The sequence below is a fragment of the Brevibacterium aurantiacum genome (assembly GCF_003932995.1).
In the GTDB taxonomy this organism is placed as follows: Bacteria; Actinomycetota; Actinomycetes; order Actinomycetales; family Brevibacteriaceae; genus Brevibacterium; species Brevibacterium aurantiacum.
In genome coordinates, this window is sequence record NZ_CP025333.1 from 2,915,107 (window position 1) to 2,938,380 (window position 23,274).

Consider the following 23,274-nt stretch of genomic DNA (forward strand, 5'->3'; position numbering starts at 1 on the left):
TCAGCCTTCGAGTGCCCGGTTGTAGGCGTCGACGACAGAGGGCTGGAAGTAGCCGAGAAGCACGGCAAGCGCCGTGACCAGGCAGGCCAGGCCGAGCCACAGAGTTCCGCCGATGACGCTGAAGGCGAAGACGATGACGAGCAGCTCGAAGGCGATCGCCGCCGGCCGGGCCCAACGATGCAGTTTCCAGGATCCGCGCGCCGTAGCGGCGACTCCGGCGGCGAAGATGAGGAACATGACTGCCAGTCCCAGCAGCGATCCGGCCAGAGGACCGGCGCTGATGGCGGTGAGGATGAAGGACAAGGCGGACCCGAGGAGGGCCAGCACCTGGATCCCGAGCACCACGACGACGACCAGCATCGCCCGCGGGGTGGGAACACCGTGGCCGGCAGGCTGAGTCGAACCACCCGACGGTACTGCACCGTCGGGTGTGTTCGAACGCTTGTCCCGTGAACTCAAATGTTCACCCGGGCGAATCCTGGAATGAGGATCTCGTCGAGCATGCGCTCGCGCACGTCGAGAGGCAGGAAGGCTGCCGTGACTGCATTGACGGTGGCCCATTCGAGGTCCGTCTGCGTCCAGCCGGCTTCGTCGACGAGGCGACGCATCTCACGCGTGACCGAGGTCGCTGACATCAGCCGGTTGTCCGGGTTGATGGTGACGGCGAAGCCCAGATCCTTGAGCCCGGTGATGGGGTGGGAGGCGATGGTGCCGCCGATGTCGGTCTGCAGGTTGGAGCTGGGGCACAGCTCGAGCGGGATCTGCTGGTCGAGGACCCATGCAGCCAGGCTGCCCAGCTGTCCTTCGCCTTCGACGATGTCCATGTCTTCGACGATGCGAGCGCCGTGACCGATGCGCTGGGCATGGCAGACGGTGAGTGCTTCGTGGATCGAGGCTTTGCCTGCGGCTTCCCCAGCGTGGATCGTCACGGGCACGTAGGCCTGGTGGAGTGCGTTGAATGCCGACAGGTGCGCCGAGGGCGGGAAGCCGTTCTCGGGACCGGCGATGTCGAAGCCGACGACTCCTGACTCAGACCCCTTCTCGCGGTGCCGGATGGCCAGTTCGGCAATCGCCATCGAGTTGTCGGCCTGGCGCATGGCGGTGATGATCTGGCCGACGCGGATGAACTTTCCATCGGATGAGGCTTCGATGACTCCGGCCTCGAGTCCCTGCTGGACGGCGTCGACGACCTCGTCGAGTTCGAGTCCGCCTTCCAGGTGCTGCTCGGGAGCCCAGCGGGCCTCGGCGTAGAACACACCATCGGCCACCTGGTCGAGGACCCATTCCTTGGCCACCCGCATCAGGCCCTCACGGCTCTGCATCACGGCAACCGTGTGCGAGAAGGTCTCGAGGTAGCGGACCAGGTCACCGGAGCTGGCGGAATCGTAGTACCACTGAGCCAGCGCCTCCGGTTCGGTGGCGGGCAGTTCATGACCGATCGAGGCGGCCAGTTCGATCAGCGTGGCGGGGCGCAGGCCACCGTCGAGGTGATCATGGAGGGAGACTTTGGGCAACTGCAGGATCGGGTCGTCTTCTGCGACTCCGGCGGGATTATTCAACACCCCCACAGCTTATCGGATCAGGGTGCGAGAAGGATGGAAGAATCCACCAGCTCAGAACTTCCGTTCAGGACTTCTCAGGATCGATGTCCCCGCTCTTGATCCTCTCCCGCAGATCGGTGATGCTGCGGCCGGCGTCGGAGACGCGGCTGAGGAACCCGTCTTCGGCGGAGATCCCCACCCCACCGTTGTCGATCGTGCCCTTGTAGTGCTTGTCGGTGATGAGGAATCCGCCCATGTCAGCGGGTTCGTCCTTCGACGCCTCGGCGACCTCGTCGGGGTTCCTGCTCTGCGGCCATTCGGCGAACATGCTGCGCAGTCCCCGACGGATGTTCGGCTCGATGGTTGCGATGATGGTGTCGCTGAAGGCCCCGGATGCTCCGTACCAGATGACCTTCGGCAGGGCCTTCTCCTCCGCGCCCTCTTCTTCGGGCTCTTGGGTGCGCTGGGCCGCCATCTCCTCGGTCGACGCGGTGGCCACGCCCATTGCCGCCGCCGATCCGAAGGGCACGAGCACATCGACATCCGAGCCATAGGCCGATTCGAAGAACTTCCGTCCCTCATCGCTGGTGTCGGCCACGGTCCGGTCGTCGACCGCAGACTCGCGGTAGGACTTCACGTTCTCGACATCTTCGTCGGCCTCGTCGTTGTAGAGTGCGACTCCGGCATCGAAGGCGTTGAGGATCTTCTTCGCCTGCGGGAACCCCTGCGAGACGAGCGCGCCGACTTCACCGGTTTCGCTCGCGGTCGCTGCTATGTAGCCGGCGATGAAGGCCGGAGGAACCAGGTCGAAATCGATGCTGAGCACATTGTCCGGGAAGTCCTCGTGCCCGCTTGCCACTCCGAGGAAGACGTCGTCCGGATTGGACTTGGCATGGTCGCTGAGTTCGTCGGCCCCGCCGGGTCCCAGCACCGTCGTCAGTGCGCAGTCCTGGTCCTTCATCCTCGTCAGAGCCGCCGAGGTGGCCGATGAGTTGGTCACCCGCTGGCTCGATGTCGCGGAGAACAGTCCCGCCGACCGCGCCAGTTCCGTCTCTGCCAGGGTCAGTGCCCCGGCGGAGTGATCGTCGAATCCGGCAGGAGCCGAGATCATGCATCCGAGTGTTTCTTCCTCGACGGGTTCGGGTGTCGACATCGAGCACGCACTCAGGGCCACCAGGCTCAACGCACTGAAGCCGGCGCCCAGCACCGTGCTCATGACCTTTACTCTCATGTCTCCAAGATTATCGGTTCTGTCTGAGTCCCCGGTACGGCATCAGTCTCGCTGCAGGACCTTCAGTGCGGTCGCGGTGAAGATGCGGGCAGCGATCTCAACGCTGTCCTCATCGATGAGGAGATCACCCTGGTGGATGTCGTACGTCTTTCCCCCCGGAGTGCGGGTGCCCATGCGCACGAGCGCTCCAGGGCAGTGGGTGAGGTACCAGGCGAAGTCCTCTCCGCCCATGGACTGCGGGGTCAGCTGGACGGAGTTCTCGCCGAGCTCTCCGCGCACGGCGGATTCGATGAGGGCGACCTGGTCTTCGGTGTTGACCACCGGCGGCACACCTCGGCGATGGTCGAGGTCGACGGTGACTCCGTACGGGCCGGCGATGCGCTCGACCAGCTCCGGCAGTACCTCGGCGACCTGATTCCAGCCGTCGACGTCGAGGCAGCGCAGGGTTCCGCGCAGGATGCCTTCGCTGGGGACGACATTCGCCGCGTGGCCGGCGCTGATCTCGCCCCAGACGAGGGAGATCGCGTGGCGCGGGTCGATGAGGCGGCCCAGCGTCGAGGGCAGGTCTGTGGCGAGTTTGCCCAAGGCGTAGACGAGATCCTCGGTCAGGTGGGGTCGTGAGGTGTGTCCGCCATGACCGGAGAGGCGGATGATGACGGTGTCGCCGGCGGCGGTGATGGCCCCGATGCGGGAGCCGATCTTGCCGACGTCGACATTCGGGTCGCAGTGGAGGGCGTAGACCTCGGGAACGTCGTCGAGGACGCCCTGGGAGATGACGCGCAGAGCACCGCCCGGGGTGACTTCCTCACCGGGCTGGAAGATCAGCCGCACACGCCCGCCGAGTCCGCCGGGAGTGGATTCGTGGAGTCGCTGCAAGGCGATGGCTGCGCCGACGAGGCCGGTCAGGTGCACATCGTGGCCGCAGGCGTGGGCGACGCCGGGCACCGTTGAGGCGAAGTCCTCGTCAATGAGGTCGTCGATGGGCAGCGCATCGATGTCGGCGCGCAGTCCCAGTGCCAGCGGTCCTTCACCGACCTCGCACACGACACCGGTGCTCTCAAGGCGCCGAGGTGACAGACCGGCCGCTTCGAGGCGTGCGACGATCTTGTCGGTGGTGCCGAACTCCTGAAAGGACAGTTCCGGGTGTGCGTGGACATCGCGGCGGAAATCGATGAGTTCGGCACCGATCTCAGCAATGGTCGAGCTGATCACGTCTGGTCCTTCTGGGGGCGCGACGCCGGCGAGGCGCGGTTCGGATATCTGAGACATTGACTGCAATGCTAAGCACTCCGCGTCACATTTGGGCGCACTGCGACCAATTTCGACACACTCCGCAGACGCCTCTCCTCACACTGCGAGATGCGTGCGTTCCTACAGCAGGTCCTCGAGTCCGCGTTCACCTGCGGCCGAGACCGCCTTCTTCACATCCTGAGCATGGGACCGCGAGGTGATGAGCAGGACGTCCTCGGTGTCGACGACGACGAGGTCATCGAGGCCGACGATCGCGACCGTGCGCGGCTGCTTGGATTCGGAGAAGACGACACCGGAGGCGTCGATTTCGAGGAGGTCGCAGTTCTGACCGATCGAGATGACCCCGGCAGGTTCTCCCGCCACCGGCTGGCGCAGACGGGCCACGGAGTCGAAGTCGCCGACGTCATCCCAGCCGAAGTCGCCGGGGATGACGATGACTCGTCCGGCCGCGGCAGCGGGTTCGGCCACGACGTAGTCGATGGCGCGCTTCTCCAACCCGGGCCACACCTCGGCGAGCACCTGTGCCTGGGCATCGGTCCCCCAGGCCTCGGCGATCCTCGACAAACCCGCGAACAGTGTCGGGTCCTCGGTCTCAAGGACCTCGAGGAGGGCTGCGGCCTTGGCGATGAACATGCCGGCGTTCCAGCGGTAGCGACCGGAGTTGACGTAGGCACGTGCCGTGCTCGCGGCCGGCTTCTCGGCGAAGGCCAGGGCCCGGCGGGCAGTCGGTGCGCCTTTGAGCCCCAGCAGATCACCGGTTTCGATGTAGCCGTAGGCGGTGGCAGGGTTGCGGGGCATAATGCCGACGGTGACGATGTCGCCGGTCTCTGCGGCGACGCAGGCCTGGTCGATGACCAGCCGGAACTCGTCGACGTTGGTGATCGAATGGTCGGCGGAGAATGAGCCGACGATCGCGTCCGGGTCTTCCTTCGCAATGAGCATGGTGGCCAGACCGATCGCGGCAGCGGAGTCCTTCGGGGAGGGCTCGGCGAGGATGTTGTCCACCGAGATCTCGGGAAGCTGCTCGGCCACCTGGTCGCGGTGGTTCTGCCCGGTCACGACCCAGACCTTCTCGGTGCCCACGAGCGGGGCGACTCGATCCCAGGTGGACTGGATCAGACTCCGGCCCGTACCCAGGACGTCGTGGAGGAACTTCGGCGATGCCTTGCGTGAGAGCGGCCAGAGCCTGGTTCCGGATCCGCCGGCGGGGATGATGGCGTGGAAGTGTGTGTTCACATCATCAGTGTCTCAAAGTTCGGTCACGCTCTGACCGATGTTGTCCGCCGTGTCGGGGTGAGGAGAACCGGAATTCTCGATCCTGGGTTCGACATCTGATACATCAGCTGCACTTCCACGTTCAGCCCGCACCCGCCTCGGCGTGGGAACCGACTCACCAGGTCAGCCCGGCGAAGCGATTCTTTAGGGCATATGATTGTTCTGTAATTGAAAATCGTCGTATCTGGACATCGCGACTATGAGGGAACTGCCAGGAAGTTAATGTGATCCACCACGCTCAGGCGTGGCTCAACTGGCAACCAGGCGGCGTTCGGCGTAGTTTCTTGATGTACACAGTCGATTAATCCAAGATGGAGGATGCTCCGTGGCCAAAGCGTCTACGGGCACTCTGTACCGAGGAAATGAAGGAATGTGGTCCTGGGTCGCGCATCGCGTCACAGGCGTCGGAATCTTCTTCTTCCTGCTGGTCCACGTGCTCGATACTGCACTCGTCCGCGTCTCACCCGAGGCCTACAACGCCGTGATCGGAACGTATAAGACACCGTTCATGGCCATCGGCGAGATCGCACTCGTTGCCGCAATCGCATTCCATGCGTTCAACGGTCTTCGCGTCATTCTCGTCGACTTCTCGAAGAGTGGACCGAAAAATCAGAAGAAGCTGTTCTGGGGAGTCATCGTCGTATGGCTCATCATCATGATCGCCTTCATCCCCCGCCAGCTGATGCACACGTTCGGAGGATGACATGAGCACAACATCGATCCCGGCTCCGCGCACCGGCTACTCGCGCCACAAATCAACACGGTCGAAGTTCGAAATGTTCGCATGGCTGTTCATGCGCATCTCGGGCGTCGTCCTCGTCATCCTCATCTTCGGCCACCTGTTCGTGAACCTGTGGGCCGGCGAAGGCGTCCAGGCCATCGACTTCGGGTTCGTAGCCGGCAAGTGGGCCAGCCCGTTCTGGCAGATCTGGGACCTGATGATGCTGTGGCTGGCTATGCTGCACGGCACCAACGGTCTGCGCACCATCATCATGGACTATGCCGAGAAGCCCGGCACCAGGATGGCTCTCCAGGTGATCCTCTACATCGCCTCGATCATCGTCATCGTGCTCGGCACGCTCGTCATCTTCACATTCGATCCCTGCCCGGCCGGAGCCGACCCCGCATTGCTGGCGTCGTTCTGCTCGGCCGCATAGAAGGAGAAACATGCAGGTACATCAATACGACGTTGTCATCGTCGGTGCCGGTGGCGCCGGGATGCGCGCAGCGATCGAATCGGGCCAGCGTGCCCGGACCGCAGTCCTGACCAAGCTCTACCCGACCCGTTCGCACACAGGTGCCGCCCAGGGCGGCATGTGCGCCGCACTGGCGAACGTGGAAGAGGACAACTGGGAATGGCACACCTTCGACACCGTCAAGGGCGGTGACTACCTGGTCGACCAGGATGCCGCCGAGGTGATGGCGAAGGAAGCCATCGACGCCGTTCTCGATCTCGAGAAGATGGGGCTGCCCTTCAACAGGACCCCAGAAGGCAAGATCGACCAGCGTCGCTTCGGCGGTCACACCCGTGACCACGGCAAGTCCCCGGTCCGTCGCTCCTGCTACGCAGCCGACCGCACCGGCCACATGATCCTCCAGACTCTGTACCAGAACTGCGTCAAGCACGGCGTCGAGTTCTACAACGAGTTCTACGTCCTCGACCTGGCCATGACCGAGGTCGACGGAGTCCGTCGTCCGGCGGGCGTCGTCGCCTACGAACTGGCCACCGGCGAGATCCACCTGTTCCAGGCCAAGTCGGTCGTCTTCGCAACCGGCGGCGTGGGCAAGGTCTTCAAGACCACCTCGAACGCCCACACCCTGACCGGCGACGGCATGGCCGTGGCCTACAACCGGGGCATCCCGCTCGAGGACATGGAGTTCTTCCAGTTCCACCCGACCGGCCTGGCCGGCTTGGGCATCCTGCTCTCCGAGGCAGCCCGTGGTGAGGGCGCGATCCTGCGCAACTCCGACGGTGAGCGCTTCATGGAACGCTACGCCCCGACGATCAAGGACCTCGCTCCTCGTGACATCGTGGCCCGGTCCATGGCCAATGAGGTGCGCGAAGGCCGCGGCTGTGGTCCGAACAAGGACTACGTCCTGCTCGACCTCACGCACCTCGAGCCCGCACACATCGATGCGAAGCTGCCCGACATCACCGAGTTCGCCCGCACCTACCTCGGTGTGGAGCCCTACACAGAACCGGTGCCGGTCTTCCCGACCGCGCACTACGCCATGGGCGGCATTCCGACCAACATCGGCGCCGAGGTGCTCGCGGACAACGACAACGTCATTCCCGGCCTCTACGCCGCAGGTGAGGTTGCCTGCGTGTCCGTGCACGGTTCGAACCGTCTGGGCACGAACTCGCTGCTCGACATCAACGTCTTCGGCAAGCGCGCCGGCATCGCCGCCGCAGAATACTCGAAGACCGCTGACTTCGTCGAACTGCCCGAGGCTGCCGAGAACGACACCGTCGCACTGCTCGAGAAGATGCGGACCTCAGACGGCACCGAACGCATCGGCGCCATCCGCAAGGATCTGCAGGAGCTCATGGACGCCAACGTCCAGGTTTTCCGCACGGACGAGACTCTGCGTGAAGCGCTCGACGAGATCGCGAAACTGCGTGAACGTTACAACAACGTCGGCATTCAGGATCGCGGCAAGCGCTTCAACCTCGACCTCCTCGAGGCCGTCGAGCTGAACTTCCTGCTCGAACTCGCCGAGGTCATCTCCGTCGCCGCCATCCACCGCAAGGAATCACGCGGTGGGCACTTCCGCGAGGACTTCCCGGATCGTGACGACGAGAAGTTCATGCACCACACGATGACCTACCTCGATCCCGAAGCGGAGACCGACGGCATCAAGGGCATGCGTCTGGAGACGAAGCCCGTCATCGTCACCCGTTACCAGCCGATGGAGCGTAAGTACTGATGAGCACCGATACCTCAACCGAAACCCCGGAGCCGGCCTCTAAGATCGACCTGCCCGACCATGTGGCCGGCGACAGCGGTTCGATCCCGTCGTTCGACTGCACCTTCCAGATCGCACGCTTCGATCCCGAACAGGACGAAGAGGCGCACTGGGAGGAGTACAAGGTCACCATGTACGGCACCGACCGTGTCCTGGACGCCCTGCACAAGATCAAGTGGGAGGAGGACGGCTCGCTGTCCTTCCGCCGCTCCTGTGCCCACGGTGTCTGCGGCTCCGATGCCATGCGCATCAACGGCCGTAACCGTCTGGCCTGCAAGACCCTGCTGAAGGATCTTGACACCTCCAAGACGATCACTGTCGAAGCGATCAAGGGTCTGCCTCTGGAGAAGGACCTCATCGTCGACATGGAGCCCTTCTTCCAGTCCTACCGTGAGGTCATGCCGTTCCTCATCACCTCCGGTCACGAGCCGACGCGTGAACGTCTGCAGTCGGCCGAGCAGCGTGAGGCCTTCGACGACACCACCAAGTGCATCCTCTGCGCTGCGTGCACCTCGTCGTGCCCCGTGTTCTGGACCGATGGCCAGTACTTCGGACCGGCAGCCATCGTCAACGCGCACCGTTTCATCTTCGATTCGCGTGACGAGGGCGGAGACATGCGCCTGGAGATCCTCAACGACAAGGAAGGCGTGTGGCGCTGCCGCACCACCTTCAACTGCACCGAGGCCTGCCCTCGTGGCATCGAAATCACCAAGGCCATCGCCGAGGTGAAGCAGGCAGTCCTGCAGCGCGCATTCTGATCTGACGATCACCATCGCCGAGGCGGCCGTGCACTTTTCGTGCACGGCCGCCTTTCGCGTTCCCTGGGGCGGGTGGGGCGGCGCAAGCTGTGCCCAATCGCACCGAGTTTCCTGAAAGCTCCCAGTTCCCCTCGGTCGTAGACTGGTGCGATGCGTTCTCACCATCCTTCTTCTCCGACGCGTACAGCGGTCCTCCCCTGTTCACCTCTGGCAGGACTTCGTCTCCTCGTCAGCGCCGTAATCGCTCTGGTGCTGATTGGGGCTCAGCTGGTCCTCTCCCCCAGCACCTCGCACGGTCTGAGCCAACCGGAGGAGACACCGGAGAAGGTCTACGAGTCTCCGGCCGACCTCGGCGACGGATCGAAGCCACCGACACCAGTGGGAACGTCATGGCTGGTGGGAGACCTCGACACAGGTGAGCTCCAGGTCGCGCATGACATCGACAAAAAGCATGCCCCAGCATCGACGATCAAACTCCTCACCGCCCTCGCGCTCGTCGAGGTCCTCGACGATCCGAAGCAGAAGGTTGAGGCAGAGTTCGAGGACATGGAGATCGACGGCACCAAGGTCGGTCTCATGCAGAAGAACGACTACACCGTGGATCTGCTCTTCCACGCAATGCTGATGTCGAGTGCCAACGATGCTGCGAATGCGCTCGGGCGAGCCGCTGGCGGTCAGGACAAGGCTGTGGCGCTGATGAACGAGAAGGCCGAAGAGCTGGGGATGACGAACACTCACGCGGCGAACACTTCGGGCCTCGACGATAAGAATCAGTACATGACTGCCGCAGACATGATGAAACTGGCGTGGGCGGTGTGTGAGAACGACTATCTGATGAGCGTCATCGACACCGAGACCTACAAGTTCCCGGGTGGCAAGAACCCGGATACCAAGGAGAAGTTCAAGGGCTACGAGATTCAGAACCATACCAAGATCGTCGGCCAGGTCGACGGTGGGCTCGGGCTGAAGAACGGGTTCACGCGTCAGGCCAAGGGCGCGTATATCGCGGTGGCAGAACGTGATGGCCGCCGTGTCGTCTCGACGATGCTCGGAATCGACAATAACTCCCGGCAGGCAGCGGTCGACCTCCTCGAATGGGACTTCGCCCAGAAGGATCCCAAATCTCTGCAGACCGTCCCGGTCGGCCAGACAGTGACGCCCAGTGGCGACCCGAGCGCTTCGGAGAGCGGCAGCGATGCCGGCGGAGCCGACGCAGATGAAATTTCAGCAGTCGGCGCCCAGGTGGAGTCCGGCGACGGTGCAGAGACCTCTTATTCCGAGGAGTCGTCGAAGACGTTCGGCGTAGCCAATGAGTCGCTGCTCCCCGTCGGAATGCTGCTTGTTGCGGCTGCTCTGCTGCTCACCGCGCTCATCATCCTGGTGAGGCTGCGTCGAGGCAAGATTCCCCGCTGATCAATAGCCGTTTTGACTTCTCGTTTCCACTGCGGTTAAGCTGGTGTCTTGCGTTCGAAGTTGTCCGGCTTCATTGAACCATCTGATCCACTGAGCACGATGACACGTCGCCCATGAGTGAGAACTCAGATCCAGGTTCGACATTTCAAATGATTCGCCACGGACACTGTCTCACTTCGAATCGCAGATCCCCCACCGTGAAGGATCAACCCACTCCACGGTGACATTTCAGCAGGCCAGCTTCCGATTTACGCGGTTCGCGGCCGGCACCCCGGCGACTGCCCCGTCGCTACCACGAAAACAATGAGAATGACATGCGTTGATGCATGCCCTTCGACGAAGTAGCTAAGAAAGGAGGGAACGATGACTCAGTTCCCACAGTGGGTCCAGCGTGCCATTGAGCATGCAGGACTGATTGATCCGAAGATCAGCACCCGCAACGGCAAAGTCACGATCAGTGACAACACCGGCCGCGTCGTGCTGTTCACCGGCTCATCGCTGCGTGAGATCACGCCGCTGGCGGCCTGATCGCCGCCGTCTGTCAAGGTTTTCCTTCGCACTGCTGGGTTTTAAGCAGAGCGAGAACCACGACAGTCTGACCTCTGCCCGACATTTCGCAGGTTTCGCCTGCAGGAATGTCGGGCTTTCTCATTCTCCGCCCATCCCCTGTGCCCATGCCCCTCGCCTGTACCGGTCACCTGCCGTTCATGCCTTGTAGAGTGAGACCTACATGGCCTCTGTCCGAAAGTACGACCAATGCCGCAGAACTCACGAGACCAGCTACCACTGCTGGCCAGACGCCCCGACGTTGCAACGGACGTTCTCCAGATCGTCAAGACCGTCATCGCGGCCACCGGCGCGTGGTGGCTGTCGGACAATGTCCTCAACTCCCAGATGCCGTTCCTGGCTCCGTGGGCGGCGCTGCTGACAGTCCATGCCACCGTCCACCGCTCCCTGTCTCGCGGAGCACAGTCGACGATCGCCTCGACTCTCGGTGTTGCCTTGTCCTTCCTCATCGGCAACTACCTGGGGGTGAGCATCTGGACATTTGCTCTCGCGCTCCTAGTCGGTCTCGCTGCCGCGCGTCTGCCGTGGATACGTGACGAGGGCGTGGCGATCGCGACGACGGGGATATTCGTCCTCGGCAGCGGCTTCGACAGCCAACAGCCACTGCTCGGCGAACGCATTCTCGAGCTCTGCCTGGGCATTGCCGTCGGCATCATCGTCAATCTCCTGGTGATTCCGCCGCTGCGGGATCAGCAGGCCGCACGGTACGTCGACAGCATCAACCGGCGCATGGGCAACATGCTCGTCGACATGGCAGATGAACTGGACGACGGCTGGGAAACCGCGGACGCCGATGACTGGTTCAATGAGACCGAGTCGATGAGCGAAGAGATGAACTCCGCATGGCAGTCGGTCAAGTTCGCTCGTGAGAGCCAACGAGCAAATCCGCGTCATCGTCTGCGTCGGAGGCGCACGCCATCGGGCGAGGCTCGGGACACTCAGACATCGCCGAAGGAAGCCAGCTACGAGAATATCCTGTTGCGGGTGGACGAAGGCATCTCCCATCTGCGCCATCTCACGCGAACTCTGCGCGAGGGGTCCTATGAAGACGGCGAATGGGACTCTCGCTTTCGCGAGCAGTGGACGTCGATCGTCCGCGACGCAGGGCGATCGATTGCCGACCCGGATGCGGAGGTTGAGCCGATCTTCAAACGCCTCGAAGAACTGTCGGTGACCATGGCCGCCGATGACGGCCTCCCTGAGCGCTCCTGGGCCCTGTACGGGTCGCTGATCGCGAGCATGCAGCACATCGCGGCAATCGTCGACGACGTCGCCTCCGCACGTGAGGCACGCGAATCTCGCTGACAATAGTCAGTTGAGATGAGCAGCTGAGTTGAGCAGCTGAGTTGAACCGGTTTCGCCTGCAGACTCCTCAATGCAGAAAAGCGACCCACCCAAGCAGTGTGTGCTCGGATGGGCCGCTGACGCTCGGAGGACTCGGTCCCTCAAGCGCCTGAAAGATGACTCAGAAGTCCCAGTCGTCGTCTTCCGTGTTCTCGGCCTTGCCGATGACGTAGGAGGATCCGGACCCGGAGAAGAAGTCGTGGTTCTCGTCGCTGTTGGGCGAGAGCGCCGCGAGGATCGCCGGGTTGACCTCGGTGACCTCCTTCGGGAACATCGCCTCATACCCGAGGTTCATCAGAGCCTTGTTGGCGTTGTAGTGGAGGAACATCTTGCAGTCCTCGGCCAAGCCCACCGAGTCGTAGAGGTCATGGGTGTAGGCAACCTCGTTCTCGTAGAGTTCGAACATGAGGTTCATCGTGTAGTCCTTGAGCTCCTGCTTGCGCTCTTCGGACTGTGACTCCAGGCCCTTCTGGTACTTGTAGCCGATGTAGTAGCCGTGCACAGCCTCGTCGCGGATGATCAGGCGAATGAGGTCCGCCGTGTTCGTCAGCTTCGCGTGCGCAGACCAGTACATGGGCAGGTAGAAGCCGGAGTAGAAGAGGAACGATTCCAGCAGCGTGGAGGCAACCTTGCGCTTGAGCGGGTCATCGCCGCGGTAGTAGCTGAGGATGATGTCGGCCTTGGACTGCAGGTAGGTGTTCTCCCGCGACCAACGAAACGCCTCGTCGATCTCCTTCGTCGAGCACAGGGTCGAGAAGATCGACGAATAGGACTTCGCGTGCACGCTCTCCATGAACGCGATGTTCGTCATCACTGCTTCCTCGTGCGGCGTGACCGCATCCGGGATCAGAGAGATCGCACCCACGGTGCCCTGAATCGTATCGAGCAGAGTCAGACCGGTGAAGACGCGCATCGTCAGCGTCTTCTCCTCCTCGGTGAGGGTGGCCCACGAGGGAATGTCATTGCTCAGCGGCACCTTCTCAGGCAGCCAGAAGTTTCCTGTGAGGCGATCCCAGACGTCATCGTCGACGGGATCGACGACACGGTTCCAGTTGATGGCGTCGACGTGCGAGGCCAAAGTCAGATTCTCCAACGTTTCCATCTCTCTTCCAAGTTGCAGGTACGTCGTGCGTACGTATCGTCTGCTCAGCAGACTAAGAATATTGAGCACCCGGAGCCTGCACGATGGGCAGGCCCCGGGTCAAGAGGCTGTGGGCCGGTTTGCACCGGCCCACAGCGCTCAACGGTCACAGCATGCAGGAAACGCAGCCATCGACCTCGGTGCCCTCCAGCGCGAGCTGGCGCAACCGGATGTAGTAGATGGTCTTGATGCCCTTGCGCCACGCGTAGATCTGCGCTTTGTTGATGTCACGAGTCGTGGCGGTGTCCATGAAGAACAAGGTCAGCGACAGGCCTTGGTCCACGTGCTTCGTGGCCTCGGCGTAGGTGTCGATGATCTTCTCGTAGCCGATCTCGTAGGCATCCTGGTAGTACTTGAGGTTGTCGTTGTCCATGAAGGGTGCCGGGTAGTACACCCGACCGATCTTGCCCTCCTTGCGGATCTCAACCTTCGAAGCTACAGGGTGGATCGACGACGTCGAGTTGTTGATGTAGGAGATCGATCCTGTGGGCGGAACGGCCTGCAGGTTCTGGTTGTAGATGCCGTGCTCGGCAACTGCAGCCTTGAGCTCACGCCAATCATCCTGAGTGGGGATATGCACACCGGCTTCGGTGAACATCTCGGCCACCCGCCGGGTGCGTGGTTCCCACACTTCGTCGGTGTACTTGTCGAAGTATTCGCCGCTCGCGTACTTCGACCTCTCGAATCCGGCGAAGGCAGTCTTACGTTCCTTCGCGATCTCCATCGATGCCCGCACACAGTGGTAGGCGACGGTGTAGAAGTACATGTTCGTGAAGTCGAGGCCCTCATCGGAACCGTAGTAGATATGCTCGCGGGCAAGGTAGCCGTGGAGGTTCATCTGGCCGAGTCCGATGGCATGCGACATGTCATTGCCGCGGGCGATCGAGGGCACCGACTGGATGTCAGAGGTCTCAGCGACAGCGGTCAGTCCGCGGATCGCAGTCTCGATGGTCTGCCCGAAGTCAGACGAGTCCATCGTCAGAGCGATGTTGAGGGAACCGAGGTTGCAGGAGATGTCCTTGCCGACGACGTCGTATCCGAGATCGGAGTCGTACTTGCTGGGCTCGGAGACCTGCAGGATCTCGGAGCACAGGTTCGACATGATGATCTTGCCGTCGATCGGGTTCGCCTTGTTCACTGTGTCTTCGAACATGACGTAGGGGTATCCGGACTCGAACTGGATCTCTGCCAAGGTCTGGAAGAACTCGCGTGCATTGATCTTGTTCTTCTTGATGGCCGCGTTGTCGACCATCTCCTCGTACTTCTCTGTCACGTTGACGTCGGAGAAGGGCATGCCGTAGACACGTTCGACGTCATACGGGCTGAAGAGGTACATGTCCTCATTGCGCTTGGCCAGTTCAAAGGTGATGTCCGGGATGACAACGCCCAAGGACAGCGTCTTGATCCGGATCTTCTCATCGGCGTTCTCGCGCTTGGTGTCGAGGAACTTGTAGATGTCGGGGTGGTGAGCGTGGAGGTACACGGCACCGGCACCCTGACGTGCACCCAGCTGGTTGGCGTAGGAGAAGGAGTCTTCGAGCAGCTTCATGACGGGGATGACACCCGAGGACTGGTTTTCGATCTTCTTGATCGGTGCACCGGACTCGCGGATGTTGGTCAGAGCGAAGGCCACACCGCCGCCGCGCTTGGACAGCTGCAGAGCGGAGTTGATGGAACGGCCGATGGACTCCATATTGTCTTCGATGCGCAGCAGGAAGCAGGAGACAAGCTCGCCGCGCTGCTTCTTTCCCGCATTGAGGAAGGTCGGGGTGGCCGGCTGGAACCGACCATGGATGATCTCGTCGACGAGCTGCTTAGCCAGGGTCTCGTCGCCGCGAGCCAGGAACAGTGCGACCATGACGACGCGATCTTCGAAGCGTTCGAGGTAGCGCTTTCCGTCAAAGGTCTTCAGCGTGTACGAGGTGTAGAACTTGAAAGCACCGAGGAAGGTCTGGAACCGGAACTTAGCCGAATAGGCGTGCTTCGAAAGCTCCTCGATGAAGTCGAAGGAGTACTGATCGAGAACTTCGGGCTCGTAGTATTCCTTCTCGACGAGGTAGTCCAGCTTCTCCTTGAGGTCATGGAAGAAGACTGTGTTGTTGTTGACATGCTGCAGGAAGTACTGCCTGGCAGCCTGTTTGTCACGTTCGAACTGGATGCGACCATCCTGGTCGTAGAGGTTCAGCATGGCGTTGAGCGCATGGTAGTCAAGATCCGTCTCTTCGCGGATGATGTCTTCTACATTGCGGTCTTCAGCGAGCTCGCGCACAGTTTGTCCAATCCTAAATTCACTGCTTCGACGTCCTCTGGGGTTCCGAGGAGTTCGACACGGTACAGCACGGGTACATTGCATTTCGCGGCCACTTTGTGTGCCGCGCGACAGTATTCTTCGCCGAAGTTCGTATTTCCGGCGCCGATGACGCCGACGAGGTGGCGGCGATTCGATTCGATATTGAGGAACTTGATCACTTGCTTGGGGACGGCGCCTCTGTTGGGGCCGGCTCCATAGGTGGGAGTCACAAGGACGAACGGTTCGTCGATCGCCAGCGTCTCATCTTTTGTCAGCAGGGGAAGTCGGCGTGAGGGGTGCCGCAGCTTGCTGACGAATCGGTCGGTGTACTCAGAGCTGCTCGAGTAGTAGACCAGGAGCATGTCAGGCTACAACGGAGACCGAGGTCTGCTCGCCGGCCAGAGTGGCGATCTTGTCCGGACGGAAACCTGACCAGTGGTCGTTGTCGGTGACAACGACGGGAGCCTGCATGTAGCCCATGGCCTTGACGACATCCAAGGCGTTCTCATCGACACTGAGATCGACCGACTTGTACTTCAGACCCTTGGCATCGAGCGCACGGTAGGTGGCGTTGCACTGGACGCAAGATGGCTTGGTGTACACGGTGATCATCGCGACTCCTCAATTCTGCACTTCGGCTTAGATTCCACGGTATGTCCAGCTCGGGCTATGACCTTGACAATGACGAATATCACGCAGATCAGGCCCGAGTGTGACCACTAGATGTTGTGCTCGGGGTCGACTCTACCCCTATATCCAGTGTTACACCAGTGTTGTTTCGATCATCCACACCCTGTGTTCAAATCGTCCACAGTCATCCACAAGTCACGAATGACACTGATGTAGTTCGATCACCTGCGAGGACACTGGGCAGCGGGGCCGAAAACCCATTTTCGGGCGCCTCCCCCTACTGCGTTTTCCACACTTGTCCACAGATAAAAATTTCACCTGTGGGCACTTTTTCGGCGTGTCACGCTCGACTGCGCTTGCGGTCGAATATGGTCCACTTCCACGGTCACCGCCTCCCTTCTTCATCGCGTCGATTTCGTGGCGTTGTGCGCGACTTCGCGGCGCCTTCCACGGCTGTGTGTCGTTCCTTGAACTGTATGTGTCGGTACTGACACGAAAGTGCCCAGACGTGTGTCAGGGTCAGCCCATATGCTTGTTTTGTCAGCCAGTTGAGATTTGAGAGGCCCCACCATGACGGCAACGGCACCCGCCAACACTCAAGAGATCGCGCATGCTCAATCGATTCTCAAAGGCTTGGAGTCCTATTTGGACCATTTCGTCGTCGGGCAGCAGCGTTTGCGGGAGAGCCTGCTCATCGGTCTCCTCTCCGGTGGTCATCTGCTCCTGGAGAGTGTTCCTGGACTAGCCAAGACGACCGCGGCAGCGGCGTTGGCCAATGCGGTGGCCGGAAAGTTCTCCCGCATCCAATGCACTCCCGATCTGCTGCCAGCCGACATCATCGGCTCACAGATCTACAACGCTCAGGAGGGCTCGTTCAATACGGTCCTGGGCCCCGTGCACGCCAACATCGTCCTCCTCGATGAGATCAACCGGTCCTCGGCGAAGACGCAGAGCGCCATGCTCGAAGCGATGCAGGAGAAGCAGACCACGATCGGCGGCCAGCGGTTCGAACTTCCGCGTCCGTTCCTCGTCATGGCCACGCAGAACCCGATCGAGCAGGAGGGGACCTACCAGCTTCCCGAGGCTCAGCTCGACCGGTTCATGATCAAAGATCTCCTCACCCATCCGAGTCCCAACGAGGAGATGGAGATCCTCTCCCGTCTCGATTCGGGTGTCTTCGACCGCGACTCCGTGCCTAAGCCCTCGTGCAGCCTCGAGGACGTGGAGACGCTGCAGCAGTATGCACGCACCATCTACGTCGACCCATCGATCAGCTGGTACCTCGTCGAGCTCGTCCACGGGACCAGGAACACCACGAAGTATCTGGGTCGCCTGGCTCCCTTCATCGAATACGGCGCCAGTCCTCGTGCCTCGATCGCGTTCACCAACGCCGGACGGTCCCTGGCGATGATCCGGGGCCGCAACTACGTCATCCCCGAGGACATCAAGGACCTGGCCCACCGGATCCTCGCTCACCGCATCCAACTCAACTTCGAAGCCGCGGCCGAGAACATCACGAGCGCACAGGTCGTCGATGCCCTTCTCATGGCCGTCCCGACTCCCTGATCGGCTGCATCGATGACTGCTCTGCTCAATCGGATCAAGGCGCGGATGACCATCCACGCACACCGTCGGACCCGCCGGCTCCTCGATGGGGACTATTCCTCTGTCTTCCACGGACACAGCCTCGACTTCGATGACCTGCGTGACTACATCCCCGGCGACGAGATCCGCGACATCGACTGGAAGGCCACGGCTCGACATTCGAACCCACTGGTCAAACGCTACGTCGCCCACCGCAGGCACATTCTGGCACTGGTCGTCGACTCCTCCCGGAACTTCGACGCCGTCACCTCGGCGGGAGTCGACAAACGACAGCTGGCGATCCTCATGGCCGGAATGACCGGTTACCTTGCCGTACGCCACGGTGATGACGTGATGCTCGTCCATGGAAACTCAGCGCGGTCCACCGCATCGCCCCGCAAGGGCAGCGAAGCCCACTTGGAGAACCTGCTGCAGCAGATCCTCGCCGAAGCCGGCACCGACAGCGACGGTTCGATCAATGAGCAGCTGCAGTGGATCGCCACCCACATCAACCACCGGATGCTCGTCGTCGTCATCTCCGATCAAGCGCCCCTCGGCGCGAAGGAAGAGGCCACGATCAAACGTCTGCGCGCGCAGCACGAGATCCTGTGGATCACGATCACCGACGCAGACCTCGCCCAGCTGCCGACCGCCTCGGCGCCGTTCGACGTCTCACGACCGGACGTCGGCCTGCCATCATCCGTGATGGCCAATCCGAGTGTGCGCGCCGAATTCCACGCCGCCGAGGCCAGCCGCCGGCAGCACCGAAGCGACCTGCTGACCAAGCTCGGGATCTCACACACCGAACTCGCCCACCCGGACCAGGCACTGGGCAATCTCCACACTCTTCTGCTGAGGCACCGCCGTGGGCCCCGCTGAACTCGTCGCGCCGCTGCAGCTCTCGGCCTGGTGGTATGTCGCCGCCTGTGCCGTTCTGCTGGCCGCCGTCCTCAATCTGTTCGCTCCGCTGCTGCGCGCGGCTGCCGGTTCAGGTGCGAAATCCCGGCCGCGCATTCCCATTCCTGTCCGCAGCACCTACATGTCACGGATCGCCGCCGTCGAGTCGAAACTCGGTGACGGAGATGTCGGCGTCAGGGATTCCGCCCGGGACCTGGCGAAGATCGTGCGCGAGTTCGCTCGTGACGCGTGGGGCGTCAAGGCCGAGCACCTCACCTACCGAGACGCGGCTGTGGCCGGTCTCGATGACCTCGCCGAGTCCCTGTCGGGACTCTACGAGGCGGAGTTCGCTGAGGACGAAGCCCACGATCTGGGGCCCCAGATCGCCGGTGCCAGAAAGCTGGTGACGCGATGGTCCTGATGCTCTGGTGGTTGGCGATCATCCTCCTGGTGCTGGCCGCGGCCGCGGTCTTCTTCTTTCGCAGGCCCAAGGCCACCGCCTCCTCACTTGCCGTGGCACACAGCGCCCGGATAACGACCCTGCCGAGTTTCCGCAAAGCCATGCGGACTCGCCTGCTCACGACGGTCGCCTTCCTCGCGGTCATCGCCCTCACCGGACTGTCGACGCTCGCCGGGATCTCTCGGCCTGCCTGGGTCGAGACCGTCAACCCGGAGAAGAAGCTGCGTGACGTCATGCTCTGCCTCGATGTCTCCGGTTCGATGCTCGGATACGATGCCGATCTCCTCGAGGCCTATCAGGAACTCGTCGACCGGTTCGACGGCGAACGCATCGGCATGACCGTGTTCAATTCCACCGCTGTCTCCGCATTCCCACTCACCGATGACTACGAGATGGTCCAGAACTACCTTGAAGAGGCTGAGGAGGGATTCCGCACTTGGGGTTCGGAGGGCACCGACTACTCCTGGTCGACCTCACCTCCCAACATCGGCGGGTCCTCCCTCATCGGCGACGGTCTCGTCTCCTGCGTGGACAACTTCGATCGTCAGGACGAGGATCGCTCACGCTCGATCGTCTTCGCCACCGACAATATGCTCGCAGGTGACCCGCTCTTCGACCTCGACGAGGCCACGGACATCGCAGTGGAGTCGGATGTCAGGGTCTACAGCCTCTCTCCCCCATCGGTGCTCACGAACCCGCAGACCAAGGAGTTGAAGTCGGTCTCCGATCGCACAGGAGGAAAGCAGTTCGACATGGGTTCGGCGTCGACGATCGACCGCATCGTCTCAGAGATCCAGAGCCAGGAGGCCGAGAACACTCCCGGCCGCTCCTACACCGTCGTCCATGACATGCCCACCGTTCCCCTCGGGATCGCGGTCTTCGGCCTCGCCGGTGTCTTCGTTCTGGCATGGAGGACCAAATCATGATCTTCGACCCCGTCTTCACCTGGTTCGGATGGGGCTTCCTCGTCCTCGCTCTGCTGACCGTGTGCATCATTCCGGCTGTGCGCGGGGACGGTCCGCGTTGGAAATGGTTCGCACGCATGGGCATTGTCGTCGTGCTCGCACTCGCTTTGGCCCGCCCCGGCATTCCCATCAAATCCTCAACCGAGGAGTACGAGGCCGCAGCCGACGTCTACTTCCTCGTCGACACGACGACTTCGATGGCCGCTGAGGACTATGACGGTGACAAGACCCGCCTGGAAGGGGTGAAGAAGGACATGCTCGACCTGGCCAAGCAGCTCCCCGGCACCAGGCTGAGCATCATCTCCTTTGCCTCAACCGCTTCGACGGTCATGCCGCTGACGACCGACCATGCTGCGTTCGCCTCCGCCGTCGACGTCCTCAGCCCCGAGATGTCGTTGAACTCGAATGGCTCGTCCATCACCGAGGCGGGTGCTGAGTTGGACAAACGCATGAAGTCCAATCAGGAGGATCGTCCTGAGAACAAGAGCCTGGTCTTCTACTTCGGCGACGGTGAGCAGACGGCTGAGACCTCTGTCGACTCATGGTCATCCTTCGCCTCGCGCATCGATGATGGCGCGGTGTTCGGATACGGAACCGCGCAGGGCGGGAAGATGAAGGAACCCCAGCCCTTCGGCTACGGATCGTCTCCCGGAGATGATCCCGGCCTCGGCGACCCCCAAGACCCTGACGGTGCTGGCGGGTCCGGTGGATCAGCCGACGAGTACATTCGCGATGGGCAGGGCAATCCCGGGATCTCGAAGATCGATGAGACGAACCTCAAACAGTTGGCGACTGACCTCGGCGTGAAATACCACCATCGTGAGGGCGGGGCCTCGATGTCGAGCGTCTACTCGGCGCCGAAGTACGATCAGACTCTGGTGAAGAAGGATGGCCGCGTCACCGTCGACGAATACTTCTGGGTCCCCCTGATCCTCGTGTTCGCGTGGATCGCAGTCGAGATGGTGTTCGGGGTCCGCGAACTGCTGCGGCTGCGTACCATCGCCCCCACACGGCGAGGAGGTCGGCCATGAACCGGATCACACGCACCTGGTCGACGATGCGCAGGCTGTCTCGCATCAACATCATCATCGGTTCCGTCCTGCTGCTCGTCTTCGGCTATGTGGCTGCGACCCTCTATTTCGGGGCGGCCTCACAGGTACGCTATTCGTCGAATGACTTCCCCGGAGCGAAGAAGGCATCGACCGCTTTCCTCACACTCAGTCCGGTCCAACGCCACATCGGCTACTACAATCGCGGCACCGCGGAGGCAGCAGTCGGCGATTTCGAACCAGCGCGAGACGACCTCGAGTCGGCTCTCGAGATTGCTCCCGTCCGGGACGAGTGCGCCGTGCGCATCAACCTGTCCTATGTCTACGAGAAGCTCGCCGATGAGGCTGCGGGCCAGGACCCTGAGAAGACCGATGAACTCTACGAACAGTCGCTGAAGACCTTGGAGGATGCTCCGAAGGAATGCCAGCCGAAGAAGAGCGAAGAGCAGCAGAAGAGCGACGAGGCGAAGAAACGCGTCGAGGACAAGAAGGCCGGAGAGAAGTCGAAGCAGGAGGGGTCCGAAAGCGACGACTCCGAGAGTTCTGAGGGCGATGATCAGAAGAACGGCGACTCCGGAGACGACTCGAAGAAGAAGGACGAGAAAGAGGGCTCTGACGAAGGCGAAGAGAAATCTGATGACTCCGGAGAGAAGTCCGAGGAGGAGCAGAAGCGTGAGAAGCTGCGCAAGCGCGGCGAGAACTCGGACCGTGAACAGCAACAGCAGGGACCTGGCGGTGACGGAGGTCGTTCGGCCCCGGACAAACCCTGGTGAGTCTCCTGTGCGATCATGATTCCATGAGCACTCCGGACACCTCAGCTGACAGCACCTCGACCCCGCGGCTGCGGGCCTCGCTGGAGACATTCCCACCGTACGTTCCTGGGAAGGCACCCAAGGAGATCGACGGGCTCACCCCGTTCAAACTGTCATCGAATGAGAACTACCTCGAGCCGCTGCCGGCCGTCGTCGCAGCCATGGTCGCCGATGCGAAGAATCCTGCCCTGTACCCCGATGATGCGGCACTGGCTCTGCGCACAGAACTGGCCGACCGCCTCGGCGTGAGTCTCGATGAGCTCATCGTGACCACTGGCGCCAGCGAACTGCTCGTGGCGCTGACTCAGATCACCTCGGACGCCAGCACCGAAGCGATCTACCCTTGGCCCTCGTTTGAGATGTATCCCCAAACCACGGGTCTGGCCGGATCGAAACGGGTCGAGGTTCCGGTCCGTGACGACGGTCGACACGACCTCGACGCGATGGCTGCGGCGATCACCGACAAGACCAGCCTCATCATTCTCTGCTCCCCGAACAATCCGACAGGGCCGGCGCTGCGCGATGAGGAGGTGCGCCGATTCCTCGATCACGTCCCAGCGACGGTGCTGGTCGCCCTCGACGAGGCCTATTGGGAGTTCGCCACCGCCGACGGAGTCGTCGATGGGGTCGCTCTCGTGGCCGACTACCCCAATGTCGTTCTGGTCCGGACCTTCTCGAAGGCTCACGCTCTGGCCGGCCTGCGGGTCGGATACGCGCTCGCTCACGCATCGGTCATCCAGGGACTGTTCAAGGCCGTCATCCCCTTCGGAGTCACCGATGTCAGCCAGACTGCCGCACTGGAGTCCCTGCGCCACAGTGATGAGGTCGGTATCCGGGCCAAGGAGATCGCGGCCGTCCGCGATGACTTCGCCGAGGCTCTTCGCAACCAAGGATGGGATGTGCCCGAGGCGCAGGGGAACTTCGTGTGGCTGCCGCTGGGTCCGCTGTCCTCAGCCTTCGAAGATGCCTGCGTCGAACAGGCTGTCGCGGTGCGCAACCTCGGAGATGGGGTCCGCATCAGCATCGGTGAGAAGGAAGGGCTCGACCGGGTCCTCACGGTCGCATCGGCCTTTTACGCCGAGCACTTCGGCTGAGCCGA

General features: G+C 61.9%; 23 protein-coding genes. 14 read left to right on the forward strand and 9 right to left on the reverse strand.

From position 1 onward, the window contains the following. From CXR25_RS13440 to CXR25_RS13460, 5 genes are all read right to left on the reverse strand, one after another. Positions 1-459, reverse strand: coding sequence for a hypothetical protein (locus CXR25_RS13440; protein WP_226833674.1), 459 nt, complete (start codon positions 457-459; stop codon positions 1-3). Then, positions 456-1,562 (reverse strand): adenosine deaminase, encoded by a 1,107-nt coding sequence (locus tag CXR25_RS13445; protein WP_096145917.1) that lies wholly within the window; start codon positions 1,560-1,562, stop codon positions 456-458. The genes CXR25_RS13440 and CXR25_RS13445 overlap by 4 nt, the downstream gene beginning before the upstream one ends. A 64-nt stretch (positions 1,563-1,626) precedes the next feature. Beyond that, positions 1,627-2,757: a BMP family lipoprotein gene (locus CXR25_RS13450; RefSeq protein ID WP_101557219.1), complete on the reverse strand. Its 1,131-nt coding sequence runs from the start codon at positions 2,755-2,757 to the stop codon at positions 1,627-1,629. 57 nt (positions 2,758-2,814) lie between these two features. Further along, positions 2,815-4,041, reverse strand: coding sequence for an amidohydrolase (locus CXR25_RS13455; RefSeq protein ID WP_085974905.1), 1,227 nt, complete (start codon positions 4,039-4,041; stop codon positions 2,815-2,817). Positions 4,042-4,143: 102 nt separating this feature from the next. After that, entirely contained in the window at positions 4,144-5,259 is a 1,116-nt protein-coding gene (locus CXR25_RS13460) for a mannose-1-phosphate guanylyltransferase (protein ID WP_101557220.1), read from the reverse strand. Between the two features lie 364 nt (positions 5,260-5,623). Here CXR25_RS13460 and sdhC point away from each other — a divergent pair, with 364 nt between their 5' ends. From sdhC to CXR25_RS13490, 7 genes are all read left to right on the forward strand, one after another. Then, positions 5,624-6,001 (forward strand): succinate dehydrogenase, cytochrome b556 subunit, encoded by a 378-nt coding sequence (gene sdhC, locus CXR25_RS13465; protein ID WP_035279682.1) that lies wholly within the window; start codon positions 5,624-5,626, stop codon positions 5,999-6,001. 1 nt (position 6,002) lies between these two features. Next, positions 6,003-6,455, forward strand: a complete 453-nt coding sequence (locus CXR25_RS13470) for a succinate dehydrogenase hydrophobic membrane anchor subunit (RefSeq protein WP_125178260.1) — start codon at positions 6,003-6,005, stop codon at positions 6,453-6,455. 10 nt (positions 6,456-6,465) lie between these two features. Continuing rightward, positions 6,466-8,226, forward strand: a complete 1,761-nt coding sequence (sdhA, locus tag CXR25_RS13475; protein WP_096178860.1) for a succinate dehydrogenase flavoprotein subunit — start codon at positions 6,466-6,468, stop codon at positions 8,224-8,226. Continuing rightward, complete coding sequence (locus CXR25_RS13480) at positions 8,226-9,023, forward strand: succinate dehydrogenase iron-sulfur subunit (protein WP_096157341.1); 798 nt, start codon at positions 8,226-8,228, stop codon at positions 9,021-9,023. The genes sdhA and CXR25_RS13480 overlap by 1 nt, the downstream gene beginning before the upstream one ends. Before the next feature lie 150 nt (positions 9,024-9,173). Beyond that, positions 9,174-10,436 carry a D-alanyl-D-alanine carboxypeptidase family protein gene (locus tag CXR25_RS13485; protein ID WP_125240631.1) on the forward strand — a complete coding sequence of 421 codons (1,263 nt, stop codon included), beginning with the start codon at positions 9,174-9,176 and terminating at the stop codon, positions 10,434-10,436. A gap of 363 nt (positions 10,437-10,799) precedes the next feature. Next, positions 10,800-10,964, forward strand: coding sequence for a hypothetical protein (locus CXR25_RS18675; protein ID WP_164513972.1), 165 nt, complete (start codon positions 10,800-10,802; stop codon positions 10,962-10,964). Positions 10,965-11,192: 228 nt separating this feature from the next. Continuing rightward, on the forward strand, positions 11,193-12,308 hold the full coding sequence (locus tag CXR25_RS13490) for an FUSC family protein (RefSeq protein WP_125240632.1): 1,116 nt from the start codon (positions 11,193-11,195) through the stop codon (positions 12,306-12,308). A gap of 160 nt (positions 12,309-12,468) precedes the next feature. Here CXR25_RS13490 and nrdF read toward each other — a convergent pair whose 3' ends face one another. From nrdF to nrdH, 4 genes are all read right to left on the reverse strand, one after another. Then, a complete protein-coding gene (gene nrdF / locus CXR25_RS13495; protein ID WP_009881980.1) occupies positions 12,469-13,449 on the reverse strand; it encodes a class 1b ribonucleoside-diphosphate reductase subunit beta in 981 nt (326 codons plus the stop codon). A gap of 145 nt (positions 13,450-13,594) precedes the next feature. Continuing rightward, a complete protein-coding gene (gene nrdE / locus CXR25_RS13500; protein WP_240513611.1) occupies positions 13,595-15,721 on the reverse strand; it encodes a class 1b ribonucleoside-diphosphate reductase subunit alpha in 2,127 nt (708 codons plus the stop codon). 5 nt (positions 15,722-15,726) lie between these two features. Continuing rightward, positions 15,727-16,140, reverse strand: coding sequence for a class Ib ribonucleoside-diphosphate reductase assembly flavoprotein NrdI (gene nrdI / locus CXR25_RS13505; RefSeq protein WP_009881978.1), 414 nt, complete (start codon positions 16,138-16,140; stop codon positions 15,727-15,729). Between the two features lies 1 nt (position 16,141). Continuing rightward, on the reverse strand, positions 16,142-16,390 hold the full coding sequence (nrdH, locus tag CXR25_RS13510) for a glutaredoxin-like protein NrdH (protein ID WP_009881976.1): 249 nt from the start codon (positions 16,388-16,390) through the stop codon (positions 16,142-16,144). 588 nt (positions 16,391-16,978) lie between these two features. Here nrdH and CXR25_RS13515 point away from each other — a divergent pair. The 7 genes from CXR25_RS13515 to CXR25_RS13545 are packed head-to-tail and all read left to right on the forward strand — an operon-like array spanning position 16,979 to position 23,269. Further along, positions 16,979-17,974, forward strand: a complete 996-nt coding sequence (locus CXR25_RS13515) for an AAA family ATPase (RefSeq protein ID WP_114319881.1) — start codon at positions 16,979-16,981, stop codon at positions 17,972-17,974. A gap of 12 nt (positions 17,975-17,986) precedes the next feature. Then, positions 17,987-18,871, forward strand: a complete 885-nt coding sequence (locus tag CXR25_RS13520; protein WP_096145922.1) for a DUF58 domain-containing protein — start codon at positions 17,987-17,989, stop codon at positions 18,869-18,871. After that, on the forward strand, positions 18,858-19,310 hold the full coding sequence (locus CXR25_RS13525; RefSeq protein ID WP_069600625.1) for a hypothetical protein: 453 nt from the start codon (positions 18,858-18,860) through the stop codon (positions 19,308-19,310). The genes CXR25_RS13520 and CXR25_RS13525 overlap by 14 nt, the downstream gene beginning before the upstream one ends. After that, a complete protein-coding gene (locus CXR25_RS13530) occupies positions 19,301-20,275 on the forward strand; it encodes a vWA domain-containing protein (RefSeq protein ID WP_069600626.1) in 975 nt (324 codons plus the stop codon). The genes CXR25_RS13525 and CXR25_RS13530 overlap by 10 nt, the downstream gene beginning before the upstream one ends. Beyond that, complete coding sequence (locus tag CXR25_RS13535; protein ID WP_101557222.1) at positions 20,272-21,345, forward strand: vWA domain-containing protein; 1,074 nt, start codon at positions 20,272-20,274, stop codon at positions 21,343-21,345. The genes CXR25_RS13530 and CXR25_RS13535 overlap by 4 nt, the downstream gene beginning before the upstream one ends. Then, positions 21,342-22,136: a tetratricopeptide repeat protein gene (locus CXR25_RS13540; RefSeq protein WP_101583420.1), complete on the forward strand. Its 795-nt coding sequence runs from the start codon at positions 21,342-21,344 to the stop codon at positions 22,134-22,136. Before CXR25_RS13535 ends, CXR25_RS13540 begins: the two co-directional genes overlap by 4 nt. Before the next feature lie 23 nt (positions 22,137-22,159). Beyond that, positions 22,160-23,269 (forward strand): histidinol-phosphate transaminase, encoded by a 1,110-nt coding sequence (locus tag CXR25_RS13545; protein WP_009881963.1) that lies wholly within the window; start codon positions 22,160-22,162, stop codon positions 23,267-23,269. The last annotated feature ends 5 nt before the right edge of the window (positions 23,270-23,274 follow it).

Excerpts from the sequence above, each read along its gene's own strand:
- nrdI (WP_009881978.1), bottom strand. The coding sequence starts at position 16,140 with ATGCTCCTGGTCTACTACTCGAGCAGCTCTGAGTACACCGACCGATTC.
- CXR25_RS13455 (WP_085974905.1), bottom strand. The coding sequence starts at position 4,041 with ATGTCTCAGATATCCGAACCGCGCCTCGCCGGCGTCGCGCCCCCAGAA.
- CXR25_RS13520 (WP_096145922.1), top strand. The coding sequence starts at position 17,987 with ATGACTGCTCTGCTCAATCGGATCAAGGCGCGGATGACCATCCACGCA.
- CXR25_RS18675 (WP_164513972.1), top strand. The coding sequence starts at position 10,800 with ATGACTCAGTTCCCACAGTGGGTCCAGCGTGCCATTGAGCATGCAGGA.
- CXR25_RS13515 (WP_114319881.1), top strand. The coding sequence starts at position 16,979 with ATGACGGCAACGGCACCCGCCAACACTCAAGAGATCGCGCATGCTCAA.
- CXR25_RS13480 (WP_096157341.1), top strand. The coding sequence starts at position 8,226 with ATGAGCACCGATACCTCAACCGAAACCCCGGAGCCGGCCTCTAAGATC.
- CXR25_RS13450 (WP_101557219.1), bottom strand. The coding sequence starts at position 2,757 with ATGAGCACGGTGCTGGGCGCCGGCTTCAGTGCGTTGAGCCTGGTGGCC.
- CXR25_RS13545 (WP_009881963.1), top strand. The coding sequence starts at position 22,160 with ATGAGCACTCCGGACACCTCAGCTGACAGCACCTCGACCCCGCGGCTG.
- CXR25_RS13490 (WP_125240632.1), top strand. The coding sequence starts at position 11,193 with ATGCCGCAGAACTCACGAGACCAGCTACCACTGCTGGCCAGACGCCCC.
- nrdF (WP_009881980.1), bottom strand. The coding sequence starts at position 13,449 with ATGGAAACGTTGGAGAATCTGACTTTGGCCTCGCACGTCGACGCCATC.
- CXR25_RS13535 (WP_101557222.1), top strand. The coding sequence starts at position 20,272 with ATGATCTTCGACCCCGTCTTCACCTGGTTCGGATGGGGCTTCCTCGTC.
- CXR25_RS13540 (WP_101583420.1), top strand. The coding sequence starts at position 21,342 with ATGAACCGGATCACACGCACCTGGTCGACGATGCGCAGGCTGTCTCGC.
- CXR25_RS13470 (WP_125178260.1), top strand. The coding sequence starts at position 6,003 with ATGAGCACAACATCGATCCCGGCTCCGCGCACCGGCTACTCGCGCCAC.
- CXR25_RS13530 (WP_069600626.1), top strand. The coding sequence starts at position 19,301 with ATGGTCCTGATGCTCTGGTGGTTGGCGATCATCCTCCTGGTGCTGGCC.
- nrdH (WP_009881976.1), bottom strand. The coding sequence starts at position 16,390 with ATGATCACCGTGTACACCAAGCCATCTTGCGTCCAGTGCAACGCCACC.
- sdhA (WP_096178860.1), top strand. The coding sequence starts at position 6,466 with ATGCAGGTACATCAATACGACGTTGTCATCGTCGGTGCCGGTGGCGCC.
- CXR25_RS13485 (WP_125240631.1), top strand. The coding sequence starts at position 9,174 with ATGCGTTCTCACCATCCTTCTTCTCCGACGCGTACAGCGGTCCTCCCC.